General features: G+C 72.6%; 27 protein-coding genes. 15 read left to right on the top strand and 12 right to left on the bottom strand.

Annotated features, from left to right (window positions below; genetic code table 11):
* Positions 1–18: 18 nt before the first annotated feature.
* Entirely contained in the window at positions 19–168 is a 150-nt protein-coding gene (locus tag E8M80_RS25975; protein WP_170979403.1) for a hypothetical protein, read from the bottom strand.
* A 53-nt stretch (positions 169–221) separates the two neighbouring features.
* Between E8M80_RS25975 and aroB the strand changes: the two genes are divergently transcribed.
* Entirely contained in the window at positions 222–1,925 is a 1,704-nt protein-coding gene (gene aroB, locus E8M80_RS13600) for a 3-dehydroquinate synthase (protein ID WP_240790024.1), read from the top strand.
* Between the two features lie 307 nt (positions 1,926–2,232).
* On the opposite strand, the gene E8M80_RS13595 is transcribed toward aroB, so the two are convergent.
* The gene (locus E8M80_RS13595; protein WP_137126251.1) at positions 2,233–3,114 is read right to left on the bottom strand and encodes a hypothetical protein; all 882 of its coding nucleotides are present in this window, start codon (positions 3,112–3,114) and stop codon (positions 2,233–2,235) included.
* A gap of 74 nt (positions 3,115–3,188) precedes the next feature.
* Here E8M80_RS13595 and E8M80_RS13590 point away from each other — a divergent pair, with 74 nt between their 5' ends.
* Positions 3,189–4,619: a cyclic nucleotide-binding domain-containing protein gene (locus tag E8M80_RS13590; protein WP_137126250.1), complete on the top strand. Its 1,431-nt coding sequence runs from the start codon at positions 3,189–3,191 to the stop codon at positions 4,617–4,619.
* Between the two features lie 150 nt (positions 4,620–4,769).
* Here E8M80_RS13590 and E8M80_RS13585 read toward each other — a convergent pair whose 3' ends face one another.
* From E8M80_RS13585 to E8M80_RS13565, 5 genes are all read right to left on the bottom strand, one after another.
* Positions 4,770–6,611, bottom strand: coding sequence for an SLC13 family permease (locus E8M80_RS13585; RefSeq protein ID WP_137126249.1), 1,842 nt, complete (start codon positions 6,609–6,611; stop codon positions 4,770–4,772).
* 114 nt (positions 6,612–6,725) lie between these two features.
* A complete protein-coding gene (locus E8M80_RS13580; RefSeq protein ID WP_240790023.1) occupies positions 6,726–7,100 on the bottom strand; it encodes a DUF2155 domain-containing protein in 375 nt (124 codons plus the stop codon).
* The gene (locus tag E8M80_RS13575; protein ID WP_137126248.1) at positions 7,097–7,315 is read right to left on the bottom strand and encodes a hypothetical protein; all 219 of its coding nucleotides are present in this window, start codon (positions 7,313–7,315) and stop codon (positions 7,097–7,099) included. Before E8M80_RS13575 ends, E8M80_RS13580 begins: the two co-directional genes overlap by 4 nt.
* Positions 7,312–7,827, bottom strand: coding sequence for an outer membrane lipid asymmetry maintenance protein MlaD (mlaD, locus tag E8M80_RS13570; RefSeq protein ID WP_137126247.1), 516 nt, complete (start codon positions 7,825–7,827; stop codon positions 7,312–7,314). The genes E8M80_RS13575 and mlaD overlap by 4 nt, the downstream gene beginning before the upstream one ends.
* Before the next feature lie 20 nt (positions 7,828–7,847).
* On the bottom strand, positions 7,848–8,207 hold the full coding sequence (locus E8M80_RS13565; RefSeq protein ID WP_137126246.1) for an NADH-ubiquinone oxidoreductase subunit NDUFA12 family protein: 360 nt from the start codon (positions 8,205–8,207) through the stop codon (positions 7,848–7,850).
* Between the two features lie 154 nt (positions 8,208–8,361).
* On the opposite strand from E8M80_RS13565, the gene E8M80_RS13560 reads away from it, so the two are divergent.
* From E8M80_RS13560 to E8M80_RS13520, 10 genes are all read left to right on the top strand, one after another.
* Positions 8,362–9,867 carry a TSCPD domain-containing protein gene (locus E8M80_RS13560; protein ID WP_137126245.1) on the top strand — a complete coding sequence of 502 codons (1,506 nt, stop codon included), beginning with the start codon at positions 8,362–8,364 and terminating at the stop codon, positions 9,865–9,867.
* A gap of 75 nt (positions 9,868–9,942) precedes the next feature.
* Complete coding sequence (locus E8M80_RS13555; RefSeq protein WP_137126244.1) at positions 9,943–10,407, top strand: RidA family protein; 465 nt, start codon at positions 9,943–9,945, stop codon at positions 10,405–10,407.
* A gap of 269 nt (positions 10,408–10,676) precedes the next feature.
* Positions 10,677–10,886 carry a hypothetical protein gene (locus E8M80_RS13550; RefSeq protein WP_137126243.1) on the top strand — a complete coding sequence of 70 codons (210 nt, stop codon included), beginning with the start codon at positions 10,677–10,679 and terminating at the stop codon, positions 10,884–10,886.
* Positions 10,887–11,108: 222 nt separating this feature from the next.
* Entirely contained in the window at positions 11,109–12,272 is a 1,164-nt protein-coding gene (locus E8M80_RS13545; protein ID WP_137126242.1) for a GNAT family N-acetyltransferase, read from the top strand.
* Between the two features lie 35 nt (positions 12,273–12,307).
* Positions 12,308–12,451: a hypothetical protein gene (locus E8M80_RS25970; protein WP_170979402.1), complete on the top strand. Its 144-nt coding sequence runs from the start codon at positions 12,308–12,310 to the stop codon at positions 12,449–12,451.
* 33 nt (positions 12,452–12,484) lie between these two features.
* A complete protein-coding gene (locus E8M80_RS13540; protein WP_137126241.1) occupies positions 12,485–13,363 on the top strand; it encodes a DMT family transporter in 879 nt (292 codons plus the stop codon).
* A complete protein-coding gene (locus tag E8M80_RS13535) occupies positions 13,360–15,366 on the top strand; it encodes a DNA/RNA helicase domain-containing protein (RefSeq protein WP_137126240.1) in 2,007 nt (668 codons plus the stop codon). Before E8M80_RS13540 ends, E8M80_RS13535 begins: the two co-directional genes overlap by 4 nt.
* A 7-nt stretch (positions 15,367–15,373) precedes the next feature.
* On the top strand, positions 15,374–16,243 hold the full coding sequence (locus E8M80_RS13530) for an endonuclease/exonuclease/phosphatase family protein (protein ID WP_137126239.1): 870 nt from the start codon (positions 15,374–15,376) through the stop codon (positions 16,241–16,243).
* Complete coding sequence (locus E8M80_RS13525) at positions 16,243–17,478, top strand: nitrate/nitrite transporter (RefSeq protein WP_137126238.1); 1,236 nt, start codon at positions 16,243–16,245, stop codon at positions 17,476–17,478. Before E8M80_RS13530 ends, E8M80_RS13525 begins: the two co-directional genes overlap by 1 nt.
* Positions 17,475–18,356, top strand: a complete 882-nt coding sequence (locus E8M80_RS13520) for a polyphosphate kinase 2 family protein (protein WP_137126237.1) — start codon at positions 17,475–17,477, stop codon at positions 18,354–18,356. The genes E8M80_RS13525 and E8M80_RS13520 overlap by 4 nt, the downstream gene beginning before the upstream one ends.
* Positions 18,357–18,359: 3 nt before the next feature.
* Here E8M80_RS13520 and E8M80_RS13515 read toward each other — a convergent pair whose 3' ends face one another.
* The 5 genes from E8M80_RS13515 to E8M80_RS13495 all read right to left on the bottom strand — a co-directional run bounded on the left by E8M80_RS13515 (position 18,360) and on the right by E8M80_RS13495 (position 23,136).
* The gene (locus tag E8M80_RS13515) at positions 18,360–19,142 is read right to left on the bottom strand and encodes a GIY-YIG nuclease family protein (protein ID WP_137126236.1); all 783 of its coding nucleotides are present in this window, start codon (positions 19,140–19,142) and stop codon (positions 18,360–18,362) included.
* 7 nt (positions 19,143–19,149) lie between these two features.
* Entirely contained in the window at positions 19,150–19,491 is a 342-nt protein-coding gene (locus tag E8M80_RS13510; RefSeq protein ID WP_137126235.1) for a carboxymuconolactone decarboxylase family protein, read from the bottom strand.
* Positions 19,492–19,572: 81 nt separating this feature from the next.
* Entirely contained in the window at positions 19,573–21,918 is a 2,346-nt protein-coding gene (gene clpA / locus E8M80_RS13505) for an ATP-dependent Clp protease ATP-binding subunit ClpA (protein ID WP_137126234.1), read from the bottom strand.
* 108 nt (positions 21,919–22,026) lie between these two features.
* Complete coding sequence (gene clpS / locus E8M80_RS13500) at positions 22,027–22,368, bottom strand: ATP-dependent Clp protease adapter ClpS (protein WP_137126233.1); 342 nt, start codon at positions 22,366–22,368, stop codon at positions 22,027–22,029.
* A gap of 267 nt (positions 22,369–22,635) precedes the next feature.
* Positions 22,636–23,136 carry a phasin family protein gene (locus E8M80_RS13495; RefSeq protein WP_170979401.1) on the bottom strand — a complete coding sequence of 167 codons (501 nt, stop codon included), beginning with the start codon at positions 23,134–23,136 and terminating at the stop codon, positions 22,636–22,638.
* Between the two features lie 391 nt (positions 23,137–23,527).
* Between E8M80_RS13495 and E8M80_RS13490 the strand changes: the two genes are divergently transcribed.
* The 3 genes from E8M80_RS13490 to E8M80_RS25965 all read left to right on the top strand — a co-directional run bounded on the left by E8M80_RS13490 (position 23,528) and on the right by E8M80_RS25965 (position 26,491).
* Positions 23,528–24,715 carry a D-alanyl-D-alanine carboxypeptidase family protein gene (locus tag E8M80_RS13490; RefSeq protein WP_137126231.1) on the top strand — a complete coding sequence of 396 codons (1,188 nt, stop codon included), beginning with the start codon at positions 23,528–23,530 and terminating at the stop codon, positions 24,713–24,715.
* Between the two features lie 148 nt (positions 24,716–24,863).
* Positions 24,864–25,826 (top strand): tripartite tricarboxylate transporter substrate binding protein, encoded by a 963-nt coding sequence (locus E8M80_RS13485; protein ID WP_170979400.1) that lies wholly within the window; start codon positions 24,864–24,866, stop codon positions 25,824–25,826.
* A gap of 500 nt (positions 25,827–26,326) precedes the next feature.
* Positions 26,327–26,491: a hypothetical protein gene (locus tag E8M80_RS25965; protein WP_170979399.1), complete on the top strand. Its 165-nt coding sequence runs from the start codon at positions 26,327–26,329 to the stop codon at positions 26,489–26,491.

Genomic DNA, 26,491 nt, shown 5'->3' with positions numbered 1-26,491 from the left:
GCATTCTCAAACGGCTTCTCAGCGGCCGCTCGAGAATCGCTCGTTGGAGAGGGTGCGCTCGACGGCCTGCGGCTGCACGGCAGGCGGGAAGGCGCCGATCGCAAGCAGGCCCAGGGCGACGACGCCGAGGACGACCAGAAGTATCGGCACGATCGGGCTGCGGCGCATGCTCGGCGGCGGCTCCCTCACCTAGCGTCCGATCTGTGCTAGCCTCCGGCACCGTGTCGCGCAACTCCGCCTTCGACCTTCCCGACGCAGAGGATCTGCACCCCCCAGAGGACGCTCCGCCCCTGGCGGCGGCGCGCAGCGTCGTGCTGGTCGGCATGCCGGGCGCGGGCAAGACCGCGATCGGCCGGCGCCTCGCCGCGCGCCTCGGACTGCCCTTTCGCGACGCCGACGCCGAGATCGAGCGCGCCGCCGGCATGCCGATCACCGAGATCTTCGCCCGCTACGGGGAGCCGCATTTCCGCGCCGGCGAGCGCCGCGTCATCACCCGCCTGCTGGCCGGCCTGCCGCTGGTGCTGGCCACCGGCGGCGGCGCTTTCGCCGACGGCGCGACGCGCGCGGCCATCAAGGCCTCGGGCGCGCAGACGCTCTGGTTGCGCTGTTCGCTGCCGACGCTGCTGCGCCGCGTCGCGGGGCGCGAACACCGGCCGATGTTCCTGAACGCCGACCCGGCCGAGGTGCTGACGCGCCTGATGGCCGCGCGCCACCCCTTCTATGCCGAGGCCGACGTGACCGTGTCCTGCAGCGACGAGAGCCTCGATGCGACGACCGGCAAGGTGCAGGACGCGCTGGATGCCGCCGTGCGGCCGGAACGCCTGGCCGTCGGCCTCGGCGAGCGGTCCTACGAGGTGCTGGTCGGCCCCGGGCTGCGCGCGCGCGCGGGCGGGCTGATCGCGCCGGTGCTGCCCGCGCGGCGCGTCGTGGTCGTGACCGATGCCGCGGTCGGGCCGCTGCACCTGCCGGCGCTGCGGGCGGGGCTGGAGGCGGCGGGGATCGCCGTGCTGGCCGAGATCGCCGTGCCGCCGGGGGAGGCGTCGAAGGATTTCGGCCGGCTGCAGGAGGTCCTTGAGGCCATGCTCTCCGCCGGCGTGGACCGGCGGACGGCGGTGGTGGCGCTGGGCGGCGGCGTGGTCGGCGACCTCGCGGGCTTCGCCGCGGCGGTGGCGCTGCGCGGCCTGCCCTTCGTGCAGGTGCCGACGACCCTGCTGGCGCAGGTCGATTCCAGCGTCGGCGGCAAGACGGGCGTGAACCTCCGCGCCGGCAAGAACCTGGCCGGCGCCTTCCACCAGCCGCGCATCGTGCTGGCGGATACCGACACGCTGGCGACGCTCCCCGCGCGGGAGTTGCGCGCCGGCTACGCGGAAGTCGCGAAGCACGGGCTGCTGCAAGGCGCGTTGTGGGACTGGTGCGAACGCCACGGCACCGCCGTCGTGGCCGGCGACACCGCCGCGCTGACCCATGCGGTGGTCGAATCCTGCCGCCTGAAGGCCGCCGTGGTCGCGGCCGATGAGCGGGAGGAAAGCGCCGAGGGCGGCCGCGCGCTGCTCAACCTCGGCCACACCTTCGGCCATGCGCTGGAGGCCGAGGCGCGCTTCGACGGATCGGTGCTGCATGGGGAGGCGATCGCGGTCGGGCTCGGTCTCGCCGCCGCCATGTCCGCCAGGCTCGGCCACTGCAGCCAGGAATGGCCGTCGCGCGTGATGGAACACCTGCGCGCCTGCGGCCTGCCCGCGCGCATCGCCGACCTGCCGCGGCGCTTCGCGGTCGATGCGCTGATGGGCCGCATGGCGAAGGACAAGAAGAACCGCGACGGGACGATGCGCTTCGTGCTGATGCGCGGCGCGGGGGATTGCTTCACGAGCAGCGACGTCCCCGCCGATGCGGTGGCCACGCTGCTGCGGGACGAAGGCGCTTCCTGATACCAAGCGCACGAAGTTCCGACTTTCGGCCCGAAGGGCCGGGGCCGCGGATGCGGCCCGCCGGTCGTCCGGCGAAGCCAAGGGCCGCGGATGCGGCCCGCCCGGCGTCTGAGGGGCACGAGGGTGAAACCTTCGTGCGTCAGGTATGTGGGGCGTCGTCGGGAAGGTGGGGGGAGGAGAACCTCCCCCGGTCCCCCTCCCTTCCTTGATACTTGGCGCCGCCTCGGGGGCGGCGGGCACCGGGGGATGGTTCCCAAAGAGCCTTCGGCCCTTGTCGGGGAGGGGCGGCGCCCCTCCCGTCGCGCCATCACCCCGGCGCCGGCCTGATCCCCGCGAACCACGCCCCGATCTCCGAGGACGTCGCGAAGGCCACCTCCTCATGCCGCGCGAGGTCCGCCATCACCGCCGCGAAGCTCTCCATGCGATGCGCCACGCCGATCACATGGGGGTGCAGCGCGATGGTCATGACGCGCGTGCGGTCGAAGCCGGTGCGCGCGTAGAAGGCCAAGCTGTCGCGGATGCGGTCCGCCAGCGCCGCCGAATCGTGATTCGCGACGACATAGACCGGCACGTCGTTCAGCTCGACCGTGTAGGGCAGGGAGACCATCGGCCCCGCCGCCGTCGTCATCCACACGGGCTCGTCGTCCAGCAGCCAGTCGTGCAGGTATTCGATGCCGTGCCGCTTCAGCACCTCGGGCGTGTCGGCCTTCTCCGACAGTCCCGGGCCGAGCCAGGCGCGCACCGGCTGGCCCGAGAATCCGCGCATGATGGAAAGGCTGTCCCGCACCCAGGCCTCGTCCTCCTCCACCGTCGCCAGCGCCTTCTGGTAGAGCCCGTGACCCACGAAGTCCCAATCGGCCTTCAGCATGGCTTCCGCGAGGCGCGGGTAGTGCGTGCAGATCTGGGCGTTGGACAGGTTCGAGGCCCGGATGCCGAGGCCCGCGCAGAGGTCGAGCAGCCGCTTCATGCCGACGCGCAGCCCGTATTCCACCCAGGTGAAGTTGGGCACGTCCGGCACCGCGCGGATGCCGTGCGGCGGCGGCAGGATGGCGCGCGGCATGGGCTGGTCGAAGGGCCAGTATTCCACGTTGACGGCGACGTTCACGATCACGCGCTTGCCGCGGAAGGGCGGCAGCGGCGCCTCGTCGCCCTCGAGGCGAAAGGGGATGCGCGGATTGGGCACGGTCATCGGGGCACCTCGTTGCGACCCGGCAGGGATGGCGCGAAACGCCGGGCCCGTCGAGGGGCCGGCCCGATCGGCCCTTGCGGCGGCATCGCCGTCGGCAGCAGCATCCTCCGCAACCGGGCCCGTCCCGTGCCCTGAAGGGGGAAACGCTGAACCGCATCCCGTTCCGCCGGCTTGTCCTGCCCGGCGCGCTCGCGCTGGCGTCGCTGCTGCTGCACCAGGTGCTGCCGGCGGACGGCACGCCGCGCCTGCTGGCCGGCGCGGCCTTCTGGTTCCTGCTCGCCTGGGCCGGCGTGCGCGCGGCGGCTCTGCTGCTCGCGAGGCATCCGAAACTGCTGAGCGACCTCGTCGGCACCGCGCTCTATGTCGCCGCCACGCTGGTGGTGATGCAGGTGGTCTTCGAACTGCCGGCCACGGGGCTGATCGCGACCTCCTCGGTCGTCATCGCGGTGCTCGGCTTCGCGCTGCGCAACATCTTCGGCGACATCTTCTCCGGCATCGCGCTCGGCATGGAATCGCCCTATGCGATCGGCGACTGGATCGAGGCGACCGAGGGCTGCGCCGGGCGCGTGACCGGCATCTCCTGGCGCTCGACGCGACTCGTGACGCGGGACGGCGTGACACTCGTGGTGCCGAACAGCCTGATCGCGGGCCACCGCATCGCGGTCTATGGATCGGGGGAGGGCGGGCGGTACCGCACGTCGCTGCCCGTCGCGCTCGATGCCGCCGTGCCGGCCGACCGCGCGCGGCGCATCCTGCTCGCCGCCGCGATGGAGGCCGGGCGCGACCAGCGCGGCTTCGCCCCCGACGTGCTGCTGGCCGACCTCGCGAACGGCGTCGCGACCTATGCGGTGCGGTTCCACGTGCCGGATTTCGGCGCCGAGAATCCCTGGCGCGACCAGGTGGCCGGCGCCGTGCAGCGCGCGCTGCTGCGCGCGGGCCTCGCCCCCGCGGCGCCGGGCCGGGAGGTGCGCCTGCAGCGCGCCGCGGCGGAGCGCGCCTCCGAGCCCCATCGCGCCCTGGTCGAGAGCCTGGACCTGCTGCGCCCCTTCACCGCGCCGGAACGCGCGGCGCTGGCCGCGGCGATGGCCCCGCGCGACCTCCGCGCCGGGGAGGTGGTCGTGCGCCAGGGGGACGAGGGCCAGTCCCTCTATGTCCTGGCCGAAGGCGTGCTCGAGGTGCGGATCGAGCGGCCCGACGGGGTCGAGGCGGTGGTGGACCGCCTCTATCCAGGTTCCGTCTTCGGGGAGATGTCGCTGCTGACCGGCCAGCCGCGCATGGCGACCGTCGCGGCCGCGACCGGGGCGGTGGTGCTGGAACTCGCCAAGGGGGAACTCGACCCGCTGCTGCAGGCCCGCCCGGTTCTTGCCGAGGGGCTGACCGCCATCATGGCCGAGCGCCAGGCACGCAACCTCGCCGGCCCGCGCATCTCCGACCAGCCGAGCCACGCCGCGCCGACGCGCGACGACATCCTGGCCCGCGTGAAGGCCTTCTTCGGGATCCGCTGAGCGAGCCCAGAGACCGTTTGAGAATGCGCCTTCGGGTGCATTCCGATGTCCGGCACCGGCCCGCACCCCGACCCGGCCAGCCGACGAAAGCATCCTGGATGGGTGGCAGGGTGGGTGTGCGGGCCGGTGCCGGCGCTCTCAAGCGGTCTCTCAGCCCGCCCAGACAAGCATCAGCAGCGGCACGGAAACCGCCACGACGATGACCTCGAGCGGCAGGCCCATCCGCCAGTAATCCCCGAAGCGGAAGCCGCCGGGGCCGAGGATCAGCGTGTTGTTCTGGTGCCCGATCGGCGTCAGGAAGGCGCAGGAGGAGCCGACCGCCACCGCCATCAGGAAGGCGTCCGGCGCGCCGCCCGCCTCGGCCGCGGTGCGCAGCGCGATCGGGCACATCACGGCGGCCGTCGCAGCGTTGTTCATGAAGTCCGACAGCGTCATCGTCACGACCAGCACGAGCCCGAGCGCGACCAGCACGCCGCCATTCCCCGCCAGGCCGAGCAGGCCGCGCGCCACGAGGTCGGCTGCCCCGGTCGTCGCCATGGCGTCCGCCACCGGGATCAGCGCGCCGAGCAGCACGATCACCGGCCAGTCCACCGCCGCATAGGCGCGCCGGACGGGCACCACGCGGAGCGCCATCGCCGCCAGCGCGCCGGCCACAAAGGCGATCGCGGCCGGCACCAGCCCCGTGGCCGCGGCGCCGACCGCGCCCGCCATGATCCCCGCCGCGACCACCGCGCGCCGCCGGTCGGGGATCACGAGCGGGCGCTCGGCCAGCGGCACGCAGCCGAAGACCGAGGCGAAATCCGCGATCGCCTCGGGCGTGCCCTGCATGAGCAGCACGTCGCCGGCGCGGACCCGCGTGCTGCGCAGCCGCGACATGGCGTGCCGGCCGGGCCGCGAGATAGCCAGCAGGTTGATCCCGAACCGCGTCCGCAACCTGAGCGCCTGCGCCGAACGCCCGACGATCTCGGCGTCCGGCAGCACGGCAAGCTCGACCAGCGCGACCTCATCCGAGCGCAGCGCCCGGGCGCCCGCCTTGTGCTTCGCCTCCTCCTTGCCCTTGCCCTTCGCCTCGTCGCCCTCCGGCTCGGGCGCGACCTCCTCCTCGAGCGTGAGGCCGAGGGAGGTGAGCGCGGTCGCCAGCGCCGAGGGCTCGGCCTCGATGACGAGGATGTCGCCGGCCTGGACGTGCCGCCACGGGCTTGGCGCCGGGATGCGCTGTTCGTTGCGGACCAGGCCGACCACCTGCGCCTCGGCGGCCGCCAGCTTCTCCTCGACCTCGCGCAGCATCAGGCCGACGGCCTTGCTGTCCTCCCCGATCCGCGCCTCGGTCAGGTAGGCGCCGGTGTCGAAGGCCTCGGCCGCGCTGGCGCGCCGGGCGGGCACCAGGAAGCGCGCGAAGGCCGCGACGAACAGCAGGCCCGCCGCTGCCACCGCCAGCCCGACCGGCGCGAAGTCGAACATCGCGAAGCCCTCGCCGCGCTCGGCGGCGCGGAAGCCCGAGACGATCAGGTTGGGCGGCGTTCCGATCAGCGTCGTCATGCCGCCGAGGATCGAGCCGAAGGCGAGCGGCATCAGCACCTGCCCCGGCGGCAGCCCGTCGCGTGCCGCGAGCCGGATCGCGAGCGGCATGAGCAGCGCCAGCGCGCCGACATTGTTCATGAAGGCCGAGAGGACCGCGGCCAGCAGCGCCAGCATCGCCGCCGCCGGCCAGCCGCGGCCGAGCCGCGCGCCCTGCCCGGGCAGGACGGCGCGCGCCAGTGCCTCGACGGCGCCCGAGGATTGCAGGCCGCTCGAGAGGATCAGCACGGCCGCGACCGAGACCACCGCCGGATGCCCGAAGCCCGCGAAGGCGGCCTCGGCCGGCACCAGCCCCGCGAAGACGCAGGCGAGCAGCGCCCCGACCGCGACCATGTCGTGCCGCCACCGGCCCCAGAGGAACAGCAGGATGGCGCCCCCGAGGATCGCGAGCAGCAGGGCCTGCGCGGTCGTCATCGCCTCCGCCCTCCACGGCTCCGGTCCGCTCCCGCAACCGGCCATCCAGCAAAGCTATACGTGACGGATGCCGGGTGGGAGATCCGGTCGGCGACAGCACGCCCGAACGACCGATCAGCGGCACTCCAGCACGCGGATGTCGTAGACCGGATGCTCCAGCATGTTCACGCCCGGCGCATTGGCGAACATCCAGCCGCGGAAGGCCGGCGGGCTGCCGGGCGCGGCGCGGCTGTCGGTCATCTCCATCCAGGCGGCGGCGTCGGGCACCTCGTCCGGGCCGCGGCCATGGCAGGCGCCGAGCGCGATGGTAAGCGTGCCGAAGGTGACCGAACTGCCGACGCGCGCCTCGAGGATGGTGATGCGCGCCGTGACCTTGTCGAGCGCCTGCAGGCGGGCCGAGCGCATCGGCACCCAGTCCTGCGCCGCGGCCGGCAGCGGCGCGGCGAGCAGCGCGGCCAGCAGCGCGGCCAGCAGCGCGAGGCGCCTCACGGCCGGCGCTTCGGGCTCTGCAGCCCGTCCACCATCTCGGCCAGGATGCGGCGCATCGCGGCCTCATCGACGCCCATCAGCACGGCGTCCTCGAAGGCGTCCTGCAGCGCCTGCGCGAGCTCGGCATGGTTCTCGGCCAGCATCTTGAGCTTCTCGCGGCAGGCGACCGGCTTGCCGTCGGCGCCCGGCCAGGTGCCCGGTGCCGGGGCGGTCATCGCGGCGCGGGCGCCGGCGCGGCGCCCGGCGTCGCCTGCTCCCCGCCGCGGTTCTGGTTGATCTCGGTGACCGAGAAGATGAACCGCCCGAGCAGGCTCTCGAGGCTGACGGCGCTCTGGGTGATGGTGATCTCGCCGCCGGCCGCCAGCATCCGCTCCGACCCGCCGGGCACCAGGGCGACGTACTTGCCGCCGAGCAGGCTCTCGCTCTGGATCTCGGCCGAGGTGTCGGACGGCAGCCGGAGCCCGGCATCGACGCGCAGCGTCAGGACCGCGAGGAAGGTCTCGGGGTCGATCCGCTGCGCCACCACCTGGCCGACCTTCACGCCCGCGAGCCGCACGTCGGCGCCGGCGCCGAGGCCGTCGATCCGGTCGAAGCGGGCGGTCAGGTTGATCCCCGGGCCGCCGGTCAGGGACCGGCCGCTGCCGGTCACGGCATAGACGAGGAAGCCGCCCGCGACGAGGAGGACGACGGCGCCGGTCAGCAATTCGGCAAGGCTGCGCTTCTGCATGGTTCAGAGGATGTCGGGGCTCAGCGCCCCGGCGTCCAGGCCTCGTAGTCGCCGGCGGTGGCGGGGCGCTGGCCGCCCGCGGCATCGTGGCCGGGCGGGCGCCAGGCGGCGGGCGTGCCGGTCAGGTTCGGCCGATGGTCCTTCTGCCAGGCGCGGCGGGGCGCGTCCTCGGGCAGCGGCCGGTCGGTGGTGTGGTGGATCCAGCCCCACCACTCCGGCGGCACGGCGGACGCCTCGGGCGCCTTGGCATAAAGGACCCGGCGCAGCGGCCGCCCATAGACGTCCCGGCGCGACTTCGCTTCCCAGTAGGTGTTGCCGAAGCGGTCCTGGCCGACCCGGCGGCTGGTGAAACGGATGAGGAAGGCGTCGAGGAAAGCCATGGGCGTCCTTCAGGGGCATCCCGGAGGCGCCCTAGATGCCACAGCGGGCGGGCGGGCGCAAAGCGCGGTGTATCCACAGGATATTGGGGGTCATGACGCCCCGACCCACAAGATGCGGCTTCCGTGCGGCGCCGAGTCTGGCTAGCCTGCCGGCATGGCTGGTCTCCTTGGTACGATCTGGGATGGCGTTGCGCTCCGGCGCATTCGGATCGGCGCCGATCCCGACGCCCCCCCGCGCCCCGTGGCCCTTCCCACCGCCTGGGAGGACGAGGCCGCCGCCGCGATCGCGGCCATCGCCCCGGGCAACGGCCCGGTCGTCTTCCCGACGCTGGCCGAGGGATGGATCCGCCGCGTGACCATGCGCGGGCGCCGCCTCGGTCTGATCGAGAGCCCGGAGGAGGCGGACGCGCTCGCCGCCGGCCTCGGCGAGTTGCTGCTCGCGCGCCGTGGCGCGCCGGGCGCCGAGGTCTGGCGCGACCGGCGGGAGGAAGCGCGCTTCGTGCTCAGCCTGCCCGCCTTCCTCGACGCAGATGGCGGCTTCGACGCTGCGGGCTATGCCGCGGCCGTGGCGGTCGGCGTGCGGGTGCTCGACATCCTGGGCCAGGGGCGGGCGCCGCGGCTGCGCCTCGGCTTCGCGGACCTGGCCGGGCTGCTCGCCGCCTTCCGCTTGCCCTATGGCGGGCCGGAGGCGCGCGATGTCGCCGCCGCCATCGCCGCGCTGACCCGCGGCGCGGCGGAAGCCGAATCGGGTCGCCTCGCCGCGCGCCACGGCGCGCTCCATCCGGTCGCGCTGATCTGGCCGTCCCCGCCAACCGCGACGGTCGTGCCGGGCCTGGCCGAGGCCGCGCGCGCGGCGCTGGACGAGGCCGCATCCTCCCCCGGCCTGCGCCACGAGGGCTGCGTGGCCCTGGCGCCGGCCGATGCGGTGGAGGCGCTGCTCGGCGCCGAGCAGGCCGGCATCGCGCCCGCCGCCGGCCCGCTGGTGCCGACGCGCGACAATGACGGCCGCTTCGTCCTGCGCCCGACCCGCGCCGCGGAACGGGCGGGGGATGAGGCCCCCGCGCTGCTCGGCCCACCGCCGCCCGGCGCCCGCGGCGCGATGGAGGCGGCGGTGATGCCCTTCCTGGACGCCGCGCCGCCCGCGCCGCCGGCCCAGGCCGCCCTGCCGCAGGCGCCGCGCCGCGCCGCACCGCGCCCGGTGGCGGCGCCGGCGGCGCGGACCTGGCGGGTCCAGGTCGGCGGCGCGCGCGTCGCGCTGCGCGCCACCGAGGACGACCGCGGCCGGCTGCGCGAGATCGCCTTCAGCCTGCCGCGCGAGGGTGCCGCCTCCCGTGCGCTGCTCGAGGCGCTGGCCGAGGCCGTCTCGCTCGGCCTCGCGCATGGCGTGCCGCTCGCCGCCTTCGTCGAGGCCTATGCGTATGGGCCGGGGGCGGGCGGGGCTGTGGAGGGCGATGCCGCGATCCGCCGGGCCACCTCGGTGCTCGACTGGGCGTTCCGGCGGCTGGCGATCGACTACCTCGGCCGCACCGACCTGCCCGACCCGGCGGTGGAGGAGATGCTGCCGGCGGTCGCGGGGCAGGACCCGCCGCTGCTGCCGCTGGACCTGCCGGTGGCGCAGCCGCCGGCCCGCCGCCGCCGCGCCTGGAGCCACGCCGCCTGACCCTGCCGCCCGGCGGCTTGCCGGGGGGCGGTGCCAGGGTCAGTCTCCTTCGGCCTACACCGAAGGAGAGACCCCATGGCCGGACGGATCGAACAGCGACTGGCGGAGCTCGGCATCACCCTGCCGGCGCCGGCGGCCCCCATCGCCAACTACGTGCCCTTCGCCGTCACGGGAAACCTGGTCGTGGTCTCGGGGCAGATCCCGCTGGTCGACGGCAAGGTCGCCTTCACCGGCAAGGTCGGCGTGGACGTCACGCCCGAGCGGGCGCGGGATGCCGCGCGGCTCTGCTTCGTCAACCTGCTGGCGCAGCTGAAGGCGGCGGCGGGCGATCTCGACCGGGTGCGCCGCGTGCTGCGGCTGGGCGGCTTCATCGCCGCACCGGCCGCGTTCACGGGCCATGCCGGGGTGATGAACGGCGCCTCGGATCTGGCGGTGGAGGTGTTCGGCGATGCCGGCCGCCATGCCCGGACGACGATCGGCGTGCCCTCCCTGCCCGCCGATGCGGCCGTCGAGGTCGAGGGGATGTTCGAGATCGGATAGGTCTCAAACCGCGAGACTTCGCGCGAAAGCGAGCGTCTCCTGCAATTTCTCCGGTTGTCTGTCCGCCTGCCCGGCCACGCGTGAAGTGTGGCGGAATGAGCACGCGTGCACGCCAACAACCCGTTACCCCTTGTCAATCATGATCACGAAGTGTTTATCTCCCACCTGTGATTGCGTTGTGGGCGTCGAACTGTCGGCACGGGGGAATGTGCCGGCGGCGATGCGCCCCGGCGCGTTGCATCTCCAGGTTGTTGCGTGTGGGGGATACCATGGGGCTCGGAATCGTGGCGCTTCTGATGGGGCTCGGTGCAGCCGGGGCCGGCGCGTATGTCGGCTTCACGACCAATGGCGTGCCGTTGACGCTGCCGGGCGGCCTGCCCGCGGCGGCGCCGGAGACGATTGCGATCGTGATGCTGCTGTCGGGCGCGCTGACCATGCTGCTCGGCGCCGTCAGCATCTATCGGTCCGAGGAATACTGATCCGGGCACCGGGCGGCAGCGACGCCCGCCGCCGACGGATCATGCCAGGCCGGCGGGGGATGCCGGCTTGCGGCCGGCGCCTCGCGGGCGGCGGCGTGGGGTGAGCGGGGCCCACCAGGGCTCCTGCCGCCGCCGCCCGCGGGCGTCGCCATTCCTGCGCGTGACGCGGCGATGTCGACGGCACGCCTTGCGCTCCGGCGCCGCATGGCGAGATTCGAGCGCATGCCCGATGGTCCCGCCCCGCTTTCGCTGACCCTGCACCGCGCGATCGGCGAGATCCCGGCATCCGACTGGGACGCCTGCGCCGGCGCGGAGAATCCCTTCGTCAGCCATGCCTTCCTCTCGGCGATCGAGGACAGCGGTAGCGCCACGCCGGACCGTGGCTGGCTGCCGCAGCACGCGGCGCTGCGCGACGAGGCCGGGCTGCTGGTGGCCTGCGCGCCCTGCTACGCGAAGTCCCATTCCCAAGGCGAATATGTCTTCGACCATGGCTGGGCCGACGCGCTTGAACGCGCGGGCGGGCACTATTACCCGAAGCTGCAGGTGGCCGTGCCTTTCAGCCCGGTGCCGGGGCCCCGCCTTCTGCTGCGCCCCGGCACCGGCGTTCCGCCGGCTGCGCTGGCCGAGGGGTTGCGCCAGGGCTGCTTGGCGGTCGGCGCGTCCTCTGTCCACGTGACCTTCTGCACGGAGGCGGAGTGGACGACGCTCGGCGAGGCGGGCTGGCTGCAACGCCTTGGCACGCAGTTCCACTGGGCCAACCCGGGCTACGGTTGCTTCGACGATTTCCTGGGCGCGCTGGCGTCGCGCAAGCGCAAGGCGCTCCGGCGCGAACGGCGGGACGTGCGGGACTGCGGCCTCACGCTGCGTTGCCTGCGCGGCGCCGAGATCACGCCGCGCCACTGGGACGCATTCCACCGCTTCTACCGCAGCACGACGGACAGGAAGTGGGGCCGCAGCGCCTACCTGACGCGGCGCTTCTGGCCGCTGCTGGGCGAGCGGCTCGGCGATGCGGTGGTGCTGATGGTGGCCGAGCGCGACGGGGAGCCGGTGGCCGGCGCGCTGAACCTGGTGGGCCGCGAGGCGATTTACGGCCGCAACTGGGGTGCGGTGGTGGACGTGCCCTTCCTGCATTTCGAGCTCTGCTACTACATGGCGATGGACTTCGCGATCGCGCATGGTCTGGCGCGCGTGGAGGCCGGCGCGCAGGGCGAGCACAAGATCCAGCGCGGCTACCTGCCCGTGCCGACCTATTCCGCGCATTGGATCGCGCATCAGGGCCTGTCGCGCGCGGTTGCGGAGTTCCTCGACCGCGAGCGCCCGGCGATGCGCCGGGAGATCGACGCGCTGGCGACGCTCTCGCCCTTCCGGCAGGAGGGCGAGGCGTAGCGCGGTCTGCTTTCTTCGCGCGCATCAAGGGCGATGTGCTGCGCATCGTCGCTGGCGTGCCGGCGGGGCGCGTCGCCACCTTCGCCGATATCGGGGCGCATCTCGACGTCGCGCCGCGCCATGTGGCCTGCATCCTCGCGACGCTCGATCCGCTGGAGGCGGGGCGGCGCCGGCGATAGGAGCTGGCGCGCCCGCGCGATAGGCTGCGCCCCGTGCGCGTCGCCTATCTTCAACTCGCCCTGTCCATGGCGCTGGTCGGCGCCAACGTCGCCGTGGCGAAGCTGCTGGCGGAGGCGCTGCCCATCGCCATGGTCGCCTTCCTGCGCTGCCTGATCGCGATGGCTGTGCTCTGGCCGCTGGCGCGCGCGATGGACGGGCGCATCCGCGTGCCGCCGGACGTGGTGCGCAACCTCGCGCTCCAGGCCGTGTTCGGCACCGCGATCTACAATGCCGGGCTGCTGGCGGGGCTCCGGCTGACGACGGCGCTCGAAGGCGGCCTGGTGCTGGCCACGCTGCCCGCCATGGTCGCGATCGGCGGCGCGGTGCTGCTGCGGGAGAGGCTGCCGGCACGGCAATGGGCGGCGGTCGCGCTGGCCGCCGGCGGCATGGCGGCGATCACGGTCGCGCGCGCGGCGGGCGGGGATGGCGGGTCGGCGCTCGGCAACCTGCTGGTGTTCGGCGGCGTGCTGGGGGAGGCGGCCTATGTGCTGCTCGCGCGCCGCATCGCGGGCCGGGTGCCTGTGGTGACCGCGAGTCTCTGGATGCAGGCCTTCTCGGCGCTCGTGCTGGCGCCCTTCGCAGTGCCGGGGCTCGGCGCGATGGCGGCGCTCGCGGACCCGGCACTGGCCGCGCTGCTGGTGTTCCACGCCCTGACCGCCAGCGTGCTGTGCCTGCTGCTCTGGTATGCGGGGCTCCGGCGCGTGCCGGCGGGGATGGCCGGCATCTTCACCGTCTTCCTGCCCGGCACCGCGGCGCTGGTCGCGGTGACGCTGCTCGGCGAGGATGGCACGGCGGTCCATGCCGCGGGCTTCGCGCTGATGATGGGCAGCGTGGCGGTGGCGACCTGGCCGCGGCGGGGAGGGCGCAGGTGAGGGCGTGGTTCCACTGCTCCGGCGCTGAGCTCCTGGCGCGCGACCCGGCGGACACGGTCGGGCGGCTGGCCTCGGCGCAGCAGGCGCGCGGCTTCGCCGGATCGGCGGAGCAGGAGGGCGCCTGGCACGCCCAGGTGGCGGCGCTGCGCGTGGCGATAACGCAGGCAGGCGGCGCGGCCTGGACGGTGGTGCTGGAATACGAGTTGCTGCGCCTTGAGAAGCGCATCGACGCGGTGGTCCTGACCGACCGCGCCATCGTCGCGCTGGAATTCAAGACCGGCGCGCCCTCCAACGCCGGCCGGGCCGAGGCCGAGGACTACGCGCTCGACCTGCGGGACTTCCATGCGGGCAGTCGCCGGCATGCGATCGTCCCGGTGCTCGTGGCGGGGGCTGCCGCCTTCGCCCCGCCCGTGCAGCCTTGGCTGCTGCCGCCGAACCCGACGGAGCCGCTGGTCTGTGGGCATGGCACGCTCGGCGAGGCGCTCCGCTGGGTGCAGGCCGAATTGCCGCCGGCGGGCCGGCCGATCTCGGCGGGCGACTGGCTTGCCGGCGCCTACCGCCCCGTGCCCACCATCGTCGAGGCGGCGACGATGCTCTACGCCCGCAACGGCGTCTCGGAGATCGCGACGGCACGGGCCGATGCGCCGAACCTCACACGCACCGCCGCGGCCATTGCGCGTGCCGTCGCCGCGTCCCAGGCCGGGGGAGGGAAGTGCGTCGTCTTCGTCACCGGCATTCCCGGGGCGGGCAAGACGCTCTGTGGCCTGAATGCCGTGTTCGCGCCCGAGGCCGGGGGGCGGAGCGCCTTCCTGACCGGCAACGTGCCGCTGGTGACGGTGCTGCGCGCGGCACTCGCCCAGGATGCGGTGGAACGCCGCGAGTGCAGCCGCGCGGAGGCGGAGCGGCGCGTGAAGGAGCGGCTGCAGAACGTGCATCGCTTCCTCGAGGACAATGCGACGGACCCGGCGCGCCGCGCGCCGCCCGACCGGCTGATCGTCTTCGACGAGGCGCAGCGCGCCTGGAACGAGGCGAAGGCGCGCATCGGCACTCGCAACAAGCCGTCCCGCCTGACGATGAGCGAGCCGGCGCATGCGCTCGAGATCATGGGCCGCCACGATGGCTGGGCCGTGGTGGTCGCACTGATCGGCAACGGGCAGGAGATCAACACCGGCGAGTCGGGGCTGCGCGAATGGGGCGAGGTCATCGCCGCCTCGGGCGGAGCGTGGCGCGCGGTGGCGGCCGGGCGCGTCGTCGCGGCCGCCGACCCGATGCAGCGCCTGGCCGATGCCATGGCGCCGTGGCTGACGATCGACCCCGATCTCGACCTCACCGTCCCCGTGCGCAGCGTGCGCGACAACGCCGGCGCCGCCTGGGTGGATGCCGTGCTGCGCGGCGAGGTGCTGGAGGCGCGCGCCATCGCTGATTCCGCCGGCGCGCTTCCCTTCCTGTTGACACGCGACCTCGGCCCGCTGCGCGAGGCGCTCCGGGGCCTCGCGCGCGGGCGGCGACGCGCGGGCATCGTCGCCTCGGCGGGTGCCAAGCGCCTGCGGGCGGAAGGGCTCGGCGGGCAGCTCGAGGATGTCGCCGACTGGTTCCTTCGCCGCTGGCCGGACGTGCGGGGCTCCGACGCGCTTGAGACCTTCGCCACCGAATACGACTGCCAGGGGCTGGAACTTGACGTTACCGGCCTCGCCTGGGGCGGCGACCTGGTGTGGACGGGCCGGGCCTGGCGCACGCGCCGCTTCACCGGCACCGCCTGGCAGCGGCGCGACGCGGATGCCCATTATGTCGTCAACAAGTACCGCGTGCTGCTGACGCGCGCGCGCTACGAGACCGTCGTCTGGGTGCCGCGCGGGTCCCGTCGCGACGGTCCCTGCCACGACGCGACGCGCGACGCGGCCGAGCACGACGCCGTCGCCGACATGCTGCTCGCCTGTGGCGCGCGCCCGCTGGACCTCGCCGCCGCCCTGCCGCCGCGCGCCGAAACCGCCACGCTGCTATGAGGGTCCGATGCGCCCGCTGCTGATCGCCCTGTCCGTCCTCCTCGCCCTGCCCGCCGCGGCGCAGGAGCTGAAGATCGCCGCCTGGAACATCGCCTGGCTGACCACCAAGCCCGCCGGGCATCCCGACCTGCCGCGCGGCCTCGCGACGCGGGCCGAGGCCGACTTCGCCCGCCTGCGCGCCTATGCGGAACGGCTGGCCGCCGACGTGGTCGCGATCCAGGAGGTGGACGGGCCGCTGGCCGCCGCGCGGGTCTTCGACGCGCGGCGCCATGAGTTCCATTTCCCTGCCGAGACCGACACGCAGCGCGCGGGCTTCGCCTGGCGGCGCGGGCTCAACGTCACACGCAACCCCGATGTCTCGGCGCTGGACCTGGCACCCGGCGCGCGGCGGTCGCTGCGCCGCGGCGCCGACATCACGGTCCGCAGCGGGGAGGGGCCGCCGATCCGGCTGCTGTCGATCCACCTCGATGGCGGCTGCGCGCAGGGGTCCCTGCGCCGGCCGGATTCGCGGGACTGCCAGAACCTCGGCCGCCAGGCCGAGATCCTGCGCGACTGGATCGCGGAGCGGCGGCGGGAAGGGGTCGCCTTCGCCATCCTCGGCGACTTCAACCGCCGCATGGACCGCGGCGACGAGTTCCTGGCGATGCTGACCGAGGCGGCGCCGCTGGCCCGGCCGACCGAGGGCTTCGCCAATCCCTGCTGGGCGCGCGACAGTCGCGCACGGGATTTCGTCGACCACATCCTGCTGGGCGGCCCGGCGCGCGACTGGATGGTGCGCGACAGTTTCCGCGTGCTCGTCTTCACCGAGCGCGACCGCTCGATGCGCGACCTGCTGTCCGACCATTGCCCGATCAGCGTCCGGATCGACCCGCGCTGATGCCGCCCGTCCCGGGCTTCGCGCGGATCACGCTGCCGCTGGCGGCGATCAACTTCCTGAACCAGTGCAACCGGGGGATGGTCGCGACGCTCGGACCGCTGCTCGCGATCGAGTTCGGGCTATCGGCCTCGGGGCTCGGGCTGCTCGCGGCCTGCTTCTTTGCCGCCTATGCGGCGGCGCAATTGCCGATCGGGGTCGCGCTCGACCTGTATGGTCCGCGGCGGGTGCAGAGCACGCTGGCGCTGGTCTCGGCCGTGGGCTTCGTGCTGAGCGCGATGGCGCCCGATGTGTGGACGCTGGCGCTCGGCCGGATCGTCTGCGGGGTCGGGCTCGCGGCGGGGCTCATGGCCATGCTGAAGGCCAACACGCAATGGTACCCGAAGCAGCGCGTGGCCGCGGTCACGGGCGCGGGGCTGTTCCTGGCCGGGATGGGCGGCATGACGGCGACCGTGCCGGTGCAGGCGGCGATCCCGCTGTTCGGCTGGCGGGGCATCATGGTGCTGCTCGCGGTGCTGTGCGTGGCGGCGGCGGCCTGGATCCGCCTCGCCGTGCCGGACCGGCCGCCGGGCGCCGTCGTGCCGCAGCGGCGGAGCCTGGCGCGCGAGATCGGCGAATTCGGCCGCATCTTCCGCGACCGCCCGTTCCTGCGGCTGCTGCCGGCGATCATGGTGCTGTCCGCGCTGAACTTCACCTTCCAGGGCCTGTGGGCCGGCCCTTGGCTGCGCGACGTGGGCGGCATGGCGGACGGGACGCGCGCGGTCGCGCTGCTGATCTACGCCATGGGCCTGGTCATCGGCAGCCTGGTGACGGGGCAGGCGGCGTCCTTCGCGCAGGCGCGCGGCTTCTCTCCGATGTTCGTGCCCTATCTCGGCATGGCGGGGGTGCTGGCGGCGCAGGCGGCGCTGGTGGCGGGGCCCACGGGGTTCTGGCCGATCGCGGCGGTGTGGTTCCTGTTCTCCTTCTGCGGGTCGGTGGGCGTCGCGGGCTATGCGGCGGTGGGGCAGGGCTTCCCGCCGGAACTCCAGGGGCGCGTCGCGACCGCGATCAACTTCTCGATGCTGGTGCTGGTGTTCATCCTGCAGACCGGCATCGGCGCGATCCTCGACCTCTGGCCGCGCACGGCGGCCGGCGGCTGGGACCCGGCGGGCTACGGCGTGGCGCTGTCCGTCACCTTCCTGTTGCAGGCCGCGGCCGCGGCGTGGATCGTGCTGGCTCCGAAAGGGGGGGCGGCATGATCACGAAGCGGACGGAGAAGGTGCTGGACGCGCTCCGCGTCACGACGGGCAAGGGATTCCGGCTGAAGGATTTCGACCCGGGCGACACGGTCGGGATCGACCTCGAGAAGGACCATGCGGCGGAGTTGCTGCAGCAGGGCGTGGAGCGTCTCGCGGAACTGCAGGACATGCTCTACGCGCAGGACCGCTGGTCGGTGCTCTGCATCTTCCAGGCGATGGATGCGGCGGGCAAGGACGGGGCGATCAAGCACGTCTTCTCGGGCGTCAACCCGCAGGGCTGCCAGGTGCATTCCTTCAAGGCGCCGACCTCCACCGAGCTCGACCACGATTTCCTGTGGCGCCATTCGACCGCGCTGCCCGAGCGCGGGCGCATCGGCATCCACAACCGGTCCTGGTACGAGGAAGTGCTGGTGGTGCGCGTGCACCCGCACTTCCTGGAAGGCCAGAAGCTGCCGCCGCGACTGGTGGGCAAGAAGATCTGGGACGAACGGCTCGAGGACATCGCGGCCTATGAGCGCTACCTCGCGCGGCAGGGCACGGTGGTGCTGAAGTTCTTCCTGAACGTGAGCCAGGCGGAGCAGAAGCGCCGCTTTCTCTCGCGCATCGACGAACCCGCGAAGAACTGGAAGTTCTCGGCCAACGACGTGGCCGAGCGCGCGCACTGGGACGCCTACATGAAGGCGTATGAGGGCGCGATCCGCGGCACGGCGGCGAAGCACGCGCCGTGGTTCGTGGTGCCGGCGGATACCAAATGGTTCACGCGGCTCGCGGTGGTGGCGGCGATCGTGCAGGCGCTGGAGGGGTTGGGCCTCCATTACCCGAAGGTGACGAAGGCGCAGAAGGCGGCGCTGGAGGTGGCGCGGAAGGCGCTGGTTTAGGCTTCAGCAGTTCAGATATCGGAAGGCCAAGCCGTAGGACCGCGGAAGCACGGGTGGGCGCGTATGCCGGCCTACCAGCGTGTTCCAGTCGGAATCCCGCTCGCCGTCGAAGCAGCAAGCCATGAATGGCGCAAAGGTTGCCTCGCTTCCGTGGAAGGCGCGGCGACGATCATCCAAGTCGGCCCAGGTCACCTCTTGCCGAGCGACCGGCAGGCGAACAGTCCAGGCTCCCCGGATGATGTTGCCGGCCTCCGCCAGGAGAAGCGTCGGCTTCGGCACGCGATCCTCCGGCCGGCACATCCACCATTTCCGCGCGGCATCCCAGAGCAAGCCTTCGGCAATGCCCTCGAACCAGGTGCGGCCGATATTCACGACGATCGCCGCGCGGTCGCTTGCCACGGGCCTCGCCGCATGGTCGGTGATCAAGCCATCGAGCGTGCGGATGCCGTTCTCGGTGACTTCGCGTCTCTCATTCAGCAGCGGGTCGTGCCAACGCGAAAGGATGTCGATCGCGAGCGCCTCCATCTCCGCCGCCGACGTCCGCCGCCCGACCTGCCGCCGCAAAATCCAGGCGCGCGGCTGCAGGCCGGCACGCCGGATGTCTCGGATACGGTCGAGCTTGGCGCCGGGCTCTTCGGTCGCGATTGCGTCCCATGCGTGGTGAAGCACGCGGTCGCGCACGCCACGGCCGATGTAGAAGACCTTGCCGCTGCGCGGGTCCTCAAGCGCGTAGACATACTCGCCGAGCGCCTCGCACAGTTCTGTTCCAAGCGTAGCCGACCGCATGGCGACGCTACTCCTCGTTCGCCCGATCCAACGCATGAAGCGCATACGTAAACGCCGCCCCCGCGTTCAGCGCGATCGCGACGCCCAGCGCCTCCGCGATCTCGGCCTTCGTCGCGCCCGCCGCCAGCGCCTTGCGCACATGCGCGTCCATGCAGCCCTCGCACTTCGTGGTGATGGCCACGCCCAGGGCGATGAACTCCCGCGTCTTGGCATCGAGGTGCTGCGTCTTGGCCGCGCCGTTCGAGAGCGCGACGAACCCCTTCACGATCTCCGGGTGCAGTTGCCCGAGTTCCTTGCCGCGCTCGCGCAGCGCGGCGGAATAGGCGGGCCAGTCCTTGATGGCGCTCATGCTCGAATCCCCTGACATGACAAACGGGCGCGGAGGGAGACCTCCGCGCCCGTTTGTCATCGCGCCAAGCGGCGCGCGGCGCTACTCGGCGGTCTCGGGCTCGCGCTCGGCGTCGCCCTCGCCTTCCTCGGGCTTCGGCAGTGCCGGGGGCGCGCTCTCGACGATGTCGAAGGTCAGCGCCCCGTCCTTCAGCCCGACCTTCACCGCGCCGCCCTTGACCAGGCGGCCGAACAGCAGTTCCTCGGCCAGCGGCTTCTTCACGTGCTCCTGGATCATGCGCGCGAGCGGGCGCGCGCCATAGAGCGGGTCGTAGCCGCGCTCGGCCAGCCATTCCTTGGCCGCGCTGCTCAGCTCGATGGTCACGTTGCGGTCGGCGAGCTGGGCTTCCAGCTGCATGACGAACTTCTCGACCACCCGCCCCACGATCTCGGGCGTGAGGCCCGAGAAGGCGACGATCGCATCGAGGCGGTTGCGGAACTCCGGTGTGAACAGGCGCTTGATCGCCTCCTCGTCCTCGCCGACCCGGGTCGTGCGCTCGAAGCCGATGGTGGGCTTCGCCATGTCCGACGCGCCGGCATTGGTCGTCATGATCAGGATGACGTTGCGGAAATCGACCGTCTTGCCGTTGTGGTCGGTCAGCTTCCCGTGGTCCATCACCTGCAGCAGGATGTTGTAGAGGTCCTGGTGCGCCTTCTCGACCTCATCGAGCAGCAGCACCGCGTGCGGGTGCTGGTCGATGCTGTCGGTCAGCAGCCCGCCCTGGTCGAAGCCGACATAGCCGGGCGGCGCGCCGATCAGGCGGCTGACGCTGTGCCGCTCCATGTATTCCGACATGTCGAAGCGGATCAGCTCGATGCCGAGCGTCTTGGCCAGCTGCTTGGCGACCTCGGTCTTGCCGACGCCGGTCGGGCCCGAGAACAGGTAGTTGCCGATCGGCTTCTCGGCGTCGCGCAGCCCGGCGCGGGACAGCTTGATGGCGGCGGCCAGGGCCTCGATCGCCTTGTCCTGGCCGAACACCATTGCCTTGAGGTCGCGGTCGAGCGTGCGCAGCTGCTCCCGGTCGTCGGTCGAGACCGCCTTTGGCGGAATGCGCGCGATCTTGGCGACGATGTCCTCGACGTCCTTCAGCGTGACCGTCTTGCGCCGCTTGCCCTCGGGCAGCAGCATGCGGGACGCGCCCACCTCGTCGATCACGTCGATCGCCTTGTCGGGCAGCTTGCGGTCGTGGATGTACTTGGCGGACAGCTCCACCGCCGCGCGGATGGCCTCCGGCGTGTAGCGCACCTTGTGGTGGCGCTCGTAGTTGGTCTTGAGGCCCTGCAGGATCTTCACAGCGTCCTCGACCGTGGGCTCGTTCACGTCGATCTTCTGGAAGCGGCGGACCAGCGCGCGGTCCTTCTCGAAGTAGTTGCGGTATTCCTTGTAGGTGGTGCTGCCGATGCAGCGCAGCGTGCCCTGCGCCAGCGCGGGCTTGAGCAGGTTCGACGCGTCCATCGCGCCGCCGGAGGTGGCGCCGGCGCCGATCACGGTGTGGATCTCGTCGATGAACAGGATGGATCCTGCCTGGGCCTCCAGCTCCGTCACGACGGCCTTCAGCCGTTCCTCGAAGTCGCCGCGGTAGCGCGTGCCGGCCAGCAGGCTGCCCATGTCGAGCGCGAAGATTGTCGACTTCAGCAGCACCTCGGGAACGTCGCCCTCGATGATGCGCTTGGCCAGGCCCTCGGCGATCGCGGTCTTGCCGACGCCCGGGTCGCCCACATAAAGCGGGTTGTTCTTGGTGCGCCGGCAGAGGATCTGGATCGTGCGCTCGATTTCCGAATCGCGGCCGATCAGCGGGTCGATCTTGCCCGCCTGCGCCTTCTTGTTGAGGTTGACGCAGTAGTTCGACAGCGCGTCCTGCCCGCGCCCGGCGCCGCGCGGCTTCTCCTCCTTCTCCGGGTTCTCCTCGGAGGACGGAGTCGATCCCTGAACGGGCCGCGGCTGCGAGCGCCCCGGCGCCTTGGCGATGCCGTGGCTGATGAAGTTGACCGCGTCGAGCCGCGTCATGTCCTGCAGCTGCAGGAAATAGACGGCGTGCGACTCGCGTTCGCTGAACAGCGCGACCAGGACGTTGGCCCCCGTGACCTCGTCGCGGCCAGAGGACTGGACGTGGATCGCCGCGCGCTGGACCACGCGCTGGAAGCCGGCGGTCGGCTTCGGGTCGCCGCCGCGCTCGGTCACCAGCCCCGCCAGGTCCTTGTCCAGGAACTCGGTCAGGTCGCGCTTCAGGCGCTCGAGGTCGACGCCGCAGGCGCGCAGCACGGTGGCCGCATCCTGGTCGTCGCCGAGCGCCAGAAGCAGGTGCTCGAGGGTGGCGTATTCGTGTCGCCGTTCGCTGGCCAGCGCCAGGGCCCGGTGGAGCGTCTGCTCGAGGTTGCGGGACAGCATGTCAGTGACGCTCCCCTATCGATGGCGCGCCGGCCCCGTTGGACGGACGCGGCATCAGGTATCCAGTCGTGATATCGGCCTCCCCATGGGGTTCTGCGACCCCTGGCCCTATTCCTTCTCGATCGTGCATTGCAGAGGGTGCTGGTTCTGGCGCGCGAGGTCCATCACCTGCGTGACTTTCGTCTCGGCGACCTCGTAGGTGAAGACGCCGCAGACGCCGACGCCCCGGCGATGCACGTGCAGCATGATGCGTGTCGCCTCCTCCCGGTTCTTCTGGAAGAAGCGTTCGAGGACGTGCACGACGAACTCCATCGGCGTGTAGTCGTCGTTCAGCATAAGCACCTTGTACATGGCGGGCTTCTTGGTGCGCGGGCGCGCCTTGACGACGACCCCCGTCTGGGGCCCGTCGCCGCCCTGTCCGCCTCCGGTGCGCTTGTCCTGGTCGCTCATGGTGACAGTAGGTGGTTCCCTTCGGCGGCGCCGGCAACGGCGCGGGCCGCATGGCAGGATATCGGACCGCGCGCCCCGAGGTGAAGGGCCGAGCGCGCGGTTCCCGCAGATTGTGCCCCCCGGGCCCTTTCCGGACCCCTGACGCGAAAAGGGCCCGGCCCCGGAACGCAGCCCGAAGGCAATGCGTCCCGGAACCGGACCCTGTCGTCGGCCGCCCCCGCCGGGGGGAGGGGGAGGTGGCGTGGGCGGCCGAGCAGTCCCGATGGCTCAGGCCGCGAGCGGCTTCGCCATCTTCTCCATGGCGACCGTCATGCGGGCGCTGATCGGCGCCACGGCCTGCTCGGTCAGCTTGAACACCGCTTCCTGCATCTTCGCGGACTCGGCGACGGCCTTCTCCATGGCGGACTTGGCGAACTTCGCCTGGATCTCGGCGGCCTCGTTGAGGCTCTTCACCGAGGAGAGCGCCTTGGCACCCTCGAGCGTGTGGTCCGTCAGACCCTGCGCCAGCGCCATCGCCTGGCGGGCGAGGTCCTGCGTGCCGGTCGCCCAGGTCTGCGCCGCCTTGGTGAAGGCCTCGACGTTGCCGCGGCCGAAATCGGCGAATTCCTCGGCGGCCTTCATGACGCCCTCGGCACCCTTCGACATCTGTTCCATGCTCTTCTCCATCGCCACGCGGGCCTGCGCCGCGCCTTCGGTCACGATCTTCTGCGCCTGCTCGGCGCCCTCGGCCGCGATCTTCTTCACGTCGGCCGCCTTGTTCTCCGCCATGTCCTGGTCCTTCTCGATCTCGATGGCCGGGACCGCCTTGGCCCTGGCTGGTTTTGCCGTCCCGGGCTTCCGGGGCGTTTTGCTGCGGTGCAACATGCAGCAGGGTGTACTCTCCCCGCTGCTCGTTCGGCAAGCACTTTTTTGCACTGCAACATAACGGCGGATACCGCCGGTGCCCGGGTCGGGCAGCCGTTCATCAGCGGGCAATGTAACGATCTGCGCTAAGTCCTTGCCATCAATGGAAGTCGGTGGAGGATTTTGGCTGGACCTGCCGCCGCGGCCCGCGTATCGTCAAGCGATTGCCATGCGCCGCAATCCGCGTCGGCGCCGGCCATGCCGAGGGGGATTCCGCATGACGCCAGACCGCGCCGCTCGTCGCGCGACTCGCCCCATGTGTGCCCCGCTCCGGCTCGCCGCGGCCTGCGTCGCGCTGGTCGCCGCCTGGCTCGCCCCGCAGCCGGCCGCCGCGCAGATCGGCGGCGAACGCTATGCGGCCCTGGTGGCCGAGGCGCGCACCGGCCGCGTGCTGATCGCCGCCAATGCCGACGAACAGCGCTACCCGGCCTCCCTCACCAAGATGATGACCCTCTACATGGTGTTCGAGGCGCTGCGCGAGGGCCGGGTGCAGCTTTCGACGCCGATCCGCATGTCCGAGGAAGCGGCGTCCCGCCCGCCGTCCAAGCTCGGCCTGCCGCCTGGCGCCAGCCTGACCGTCGAGCAGGCGATCCTGGCGCTGGTCACCAAGAGCGCGAACGACGTCGCCGCCGCCGTCGCTGAGCATCTGGGCGGAACCGAGGACCGCTTCGCGCAGATGATGACCATGCGCGCCCGCGCCATCGGCATGTCGCGTACCACCTTCCGCAACGCCTCGGGCCTGCCGGACCCGGACAATGTCAGCACGGCGCGCGACCTCGCGACCCTCGGCCTGCGGCTGTTTCGCGACTTCCCGAACCGCTACCACTATTTCAGCACGGTGCGGTTCAACTGGGGGCGCATCGCCATCCGCAACCACAACCGCATGCTCGGCGACTATGCGGGGGCGGACGGGATCAAGACCGGCTACATCCGGGCCTCGGGCTTCAACATCGTGACCTCGGCCGAGCGCGATGGCATCAGGCTCGTGGGCGTGACAATGGGCGGGTCGTCCTGGGTCGAGCGTGACCAGCACATGGGCGCGCTGCTCGACCAGGGCTTCGCGCAACTCGGTGTCGCCGCCCGGCCGCCCTCCTCCGCCATGGCCGCCGTGCCGGTGGTGCGGGGTGCGCGCGCGGCGCCCGTTGCCGCGGCGACGCCGGCCCGGCGTTCCGCCAATGCCCGCGCGAGCCGCCGCACGCCCGATCGCCGCGCCGTCGCGACGCGGGCCGCGCCGACCCAGCCGCGCGTTGGCAGCGGCCGCGGCACGACCGCCGCCGCCGCCGCGACGCGCGCCGTGGCGCCCCCTGCCACGGCCCGGCCGCCGCAGCGCCGCGCCGCCGCCCCGCGCGCCGGGCGGATCGAACAGGGCAGCCGCTCGACCACGCCGGTCTCCGCCCGCCGCGGCACCCTGCCGCCGCCGGTGCCGCGCACAACCTCGCGCTGAGGGTCGTCCGCGCGCCGGCGCGACGCCGGCCGCGCGGCACGTGGCTTGCTCCGCCCGCATTCCGGCGCGCGCGATCGTGCCTCTGCGGGCGGCGTGCTTCCCGCTTGGGCAGGGGGCGACGCGTCCTCGCCACCGGAAAGGGCAGTCCATGCTGCTGCGTCGTCGCCATCTCCTTCTCGCGCCGGTCCTGCTGGCCGCGCCGGCCGTCCACGGCCAGGGCGCCTGGCCCAACCGCCCGGTCAGGATCATAAATCCCTATGCGCCCGGGGGAACCTCGGACATCCTGATGCGCTTCCTCGCCGCCGGCATGGAACGCGCCTTCGGCCAGCCCTTCGTGGTCGAGAACCGGCCCGGCGCGGGCGGCGCGGTCGGCACCGCGGCCGCCGCGGCTGCGACGCCGGACGGGCATACGCTGCTGATCACGAATACCGGGCCGCTCGCCGTCTCGGTCAGCATGACGCCGCCGCCGGCCTACGACCCGCGGCGCTCCTTCGCCTACATCACGATGTTCGGCGGCGCGCCGATCCTCTGCGCCGTCAAGGGCGACGGCCCGATCCGCAGCATGGCCGACTACAAGGCCGCCGCCGCCGTGCGGCCTGACGCCGCGAGCTTCGGCTCGTCGGGCGTGGGCTCGGTCGGGCACCTGGCCGGGATGCTCTGGGCGCGCGAGGCCGGGGTCGAACTGCTGCACGCGCCCTTCCGCGGCGCGGCCGATGCCGAGCAAGCGGTGCTTGGCGGCAGCACGACCTCGCTCTGGAACACTGTGGGCGCCCATACCGGCGGCGTGCGCGGCGGCAGCATCCGCGGCCTGGCGGTGACGAGCGAGACGCGCATCTCATCGGTTCCCGACGTGCCGACCATCGTCGAGGTCGGATTCCCCGGCGCGGTCGCCTCGAACTGGTTCCTCCTCGCAGGGCCGGCGGGCCTGTCGGCGGAGATCGTCGGCCGCATCCGCGCCCACATGGCGACGGCGATGGCCGAACCCGCGGCGCGGGAGCGTTGGGCCAACATCGGCATGGTCGCGCTCGGCGACCCGACGCCGGCCGAGATCGCGGACTTCGTGGCGCGCGAGGGCACGCGCTGGGCGCCGGTGGTGCGCGCCGCGGGCTGAGGCGGGCCGCCCATCGGCCAAAGGTGCGTGCCGCCTCGCGCGGCCGTGCCGCGAGGTCCGCGTGCCTTGCGGACGATACGGGTCGCCGGCAGGGATCGAGGCGTGGCGGGCGGCGCATGCCGCCCGCGCGTCGTGCGCCAGACGGCTAGCCGGTGTGGGATGCGGCCCCTGCCGGTCGGAAGTGGCGTCCCGGGGGCCGTCGAATTGTTCTCCGATCTGGTTGGTCCGCGGCGGTGCACGGGAACCTTCGCGGTTTGCATTCGGCTGCGGGCGATTCAACGAATTTTCTCCGAGCCGCTCCGTTCGAAACCGACCCGAATGCGTCACGGTGCGGGGGACTGGGGGTGATCCTCCCCACGGCGCTGCGCTCGAACGAGATCCCGCAGGCGCGCCGGGAGCGTTCGACCTCGCGGCCGGTGTGTCCGCGCTGGCTGGCGCGTGGGTGCAGGACGGCCGCGCCAAGGCGCGCGAGGCGCATCGCGCGCCGATCATGCCGAGGAATGCCCGACCTGCCGGCGCGCGGCGCGGAGAACGACGCGACGGTGCAGAACCTGCCCCTGAACGCGCGCCGCGTCCGTGATGGCCTCGTGTCCCCGGACGCCGGGGGGAGCGCCTGCAGCGGCATGTCCGTCCGGATCGGTCCGCCGCCCAAGGGCCAGCAGTGA

Origin of the sequence: Roseomonas sp. HF4 (genome assembly GCF_005222755.1) — a bacterium.
Lineage (GTDB): Bacteria > Pseudomonadota > Alphaproteobacteria > Acetobacterales > Acetobacteraceae > Neoroseomonas.
Note: the sequence above shows the minus strand (reverse complement) of the source record. Positions and strands in the feature narration are given on the sequence as shown.

Coding starts and splice junctions, on each gene's coding strand:
- E8M80_RS13575 (WP_137126248.1), bottom strand. CDS start 7,315: ATGACCGCCCCGGCACCGGGCACCTGGCCGGGCGCCGACGGCAAGCCG.
- E8M80_RS13485 (WP_170979400.1), top strand. CDS start 24,864: ATGCTGCTGCGTCGTCGCCATCTCCTTCTCGCGCCGGTCCTGCTGGCC.
- E8M80_RS13595 (WP_137126251.1), bottom strand. CDS start 3,114: ATGACCGTGCCCAATCCGCGCATCCCCTTTCGCCTCGAGGGCGACGAG.
- E8M80_RS13585 (WP_137126249.1), bottom strand. CDS start 6,611: ATGACGACCGCGCAGGCCCTGCTGCTCGCGATCCTCGGGGGCGCCATC.
- E8M80_RS13560 (WP_137126245.1), top strand. CDS start 8,362: ATGGCTGGTCTCCTTGGTACGATCTGGGATGGCGTTGCGCTCCGGCGC.
- E8M80_RS25975 (WP_170979403.1), bottom strand. CDS start 168: ATGCGCCGCAGCCCGATCGTGCCGATACTTCTGGTCGTCCTCGGCGTC.
- mlaD (WP_137126247.1), bottom strand. CDS start 7,827: ATGCAGAAGCGCAGCCTTGCCGAATTGCTGACCGGCGCCGTCGTCCTC.
- E8M80_RS13550 (WP_137126243.1), top strand. CDS start 10,677: ATGGGGCTCGGAATCGTGGCGCTTCTGATGGGGCTCGGTGCAGCCGGG.
- E8M80_RS13515 (WP_137126236.1), bottom strand. CDS start 19,142: ATGCGGTCGGCTACGCTTGGAACAGAACTGTGCGAGGCGCTCGGCGAG.
- E8M80_RS25965 (WP_170979399.1), top strand. CDS start 26,327: ATGCCCGACCTGCCGGCGCGCGGCGCGGAGAACGACGCGACGGTGCAG.
- E8M80_RS13490 (WP_137126231.1), top strand. CDS start 23,528: ATGTGTGCCCCGCTCCGGCTCGCCGCGGCCTGCGTCGCGCTGGTCGCC.
- E8M80_RS13510 (WP_137126235.1), bottom strand. CDS start 19,491: ATGAGCGCCATCAAGGACTGGCCCGCCTATTCCGCCGCGCTGCGCGAG.
- E8M80_RS13495 (WP_170979401.1), bottom strand. CDS start 23,136: ATGGCGGAGAACAAGGCGGCCGACGTGAAGAAGATCGCGGCCGAGGGC.
- clpA (WP_137126234.1), bottom strand. CDS start 21,918: ATGCTGTCCCGCAACCTCGAGCAGACGCTCCACCGGGCCCTGGCGCTG.
- clpS (WP_137126233.1), bottom strand. CDS start 22,368: ATGAGCGACCAGGACAAGCGCACCGGAGGCGGACAGGGCGGCGACGGG.
- E8M80_RS13520 (WP_137126237.1), top strand. CDS start 17,475: ATGATCACGAAGCGGACGGAGAAGGTGCTGGACGCGCTCCGCGTCACG.
- E8M80_RS13545 (WP_137126242.1), top strand. CDS start 11,109: ATGCCCGATGGTCCCGCCCCGCTTTCGCTGACCCTGCACCGCGCGATC.
- E8M80_RS13525 (WP_137126238.1), top strand. CDS start 16,243: ATGCCGCCCGTCCCGGGCTTCGCGCGGATCACGCTGCCGCTGGCGGCG.
- E8M80_RS13530 (WP_137126239.1), top strand. CDS start 15,374: ATGCGCCCGCTGCTGATCGCCCTGTCCGTCCTCCTCGCCCTGCCCGCC.
- E8M80_RS13555 (WP_137126244.1), top strand. CDS start 9,943: ATGGCCGGACGGATCGAACAGCGACTGGCGGAGCTCGGCATCACCCTG.
- E8M80_RS13565 (WP_137126246.1), bottom strand. CDS start 8,207: ATGGCTTTCCTCGACGCCTTCCTCATCCGTTTCACCAGCCGCCGGGTC.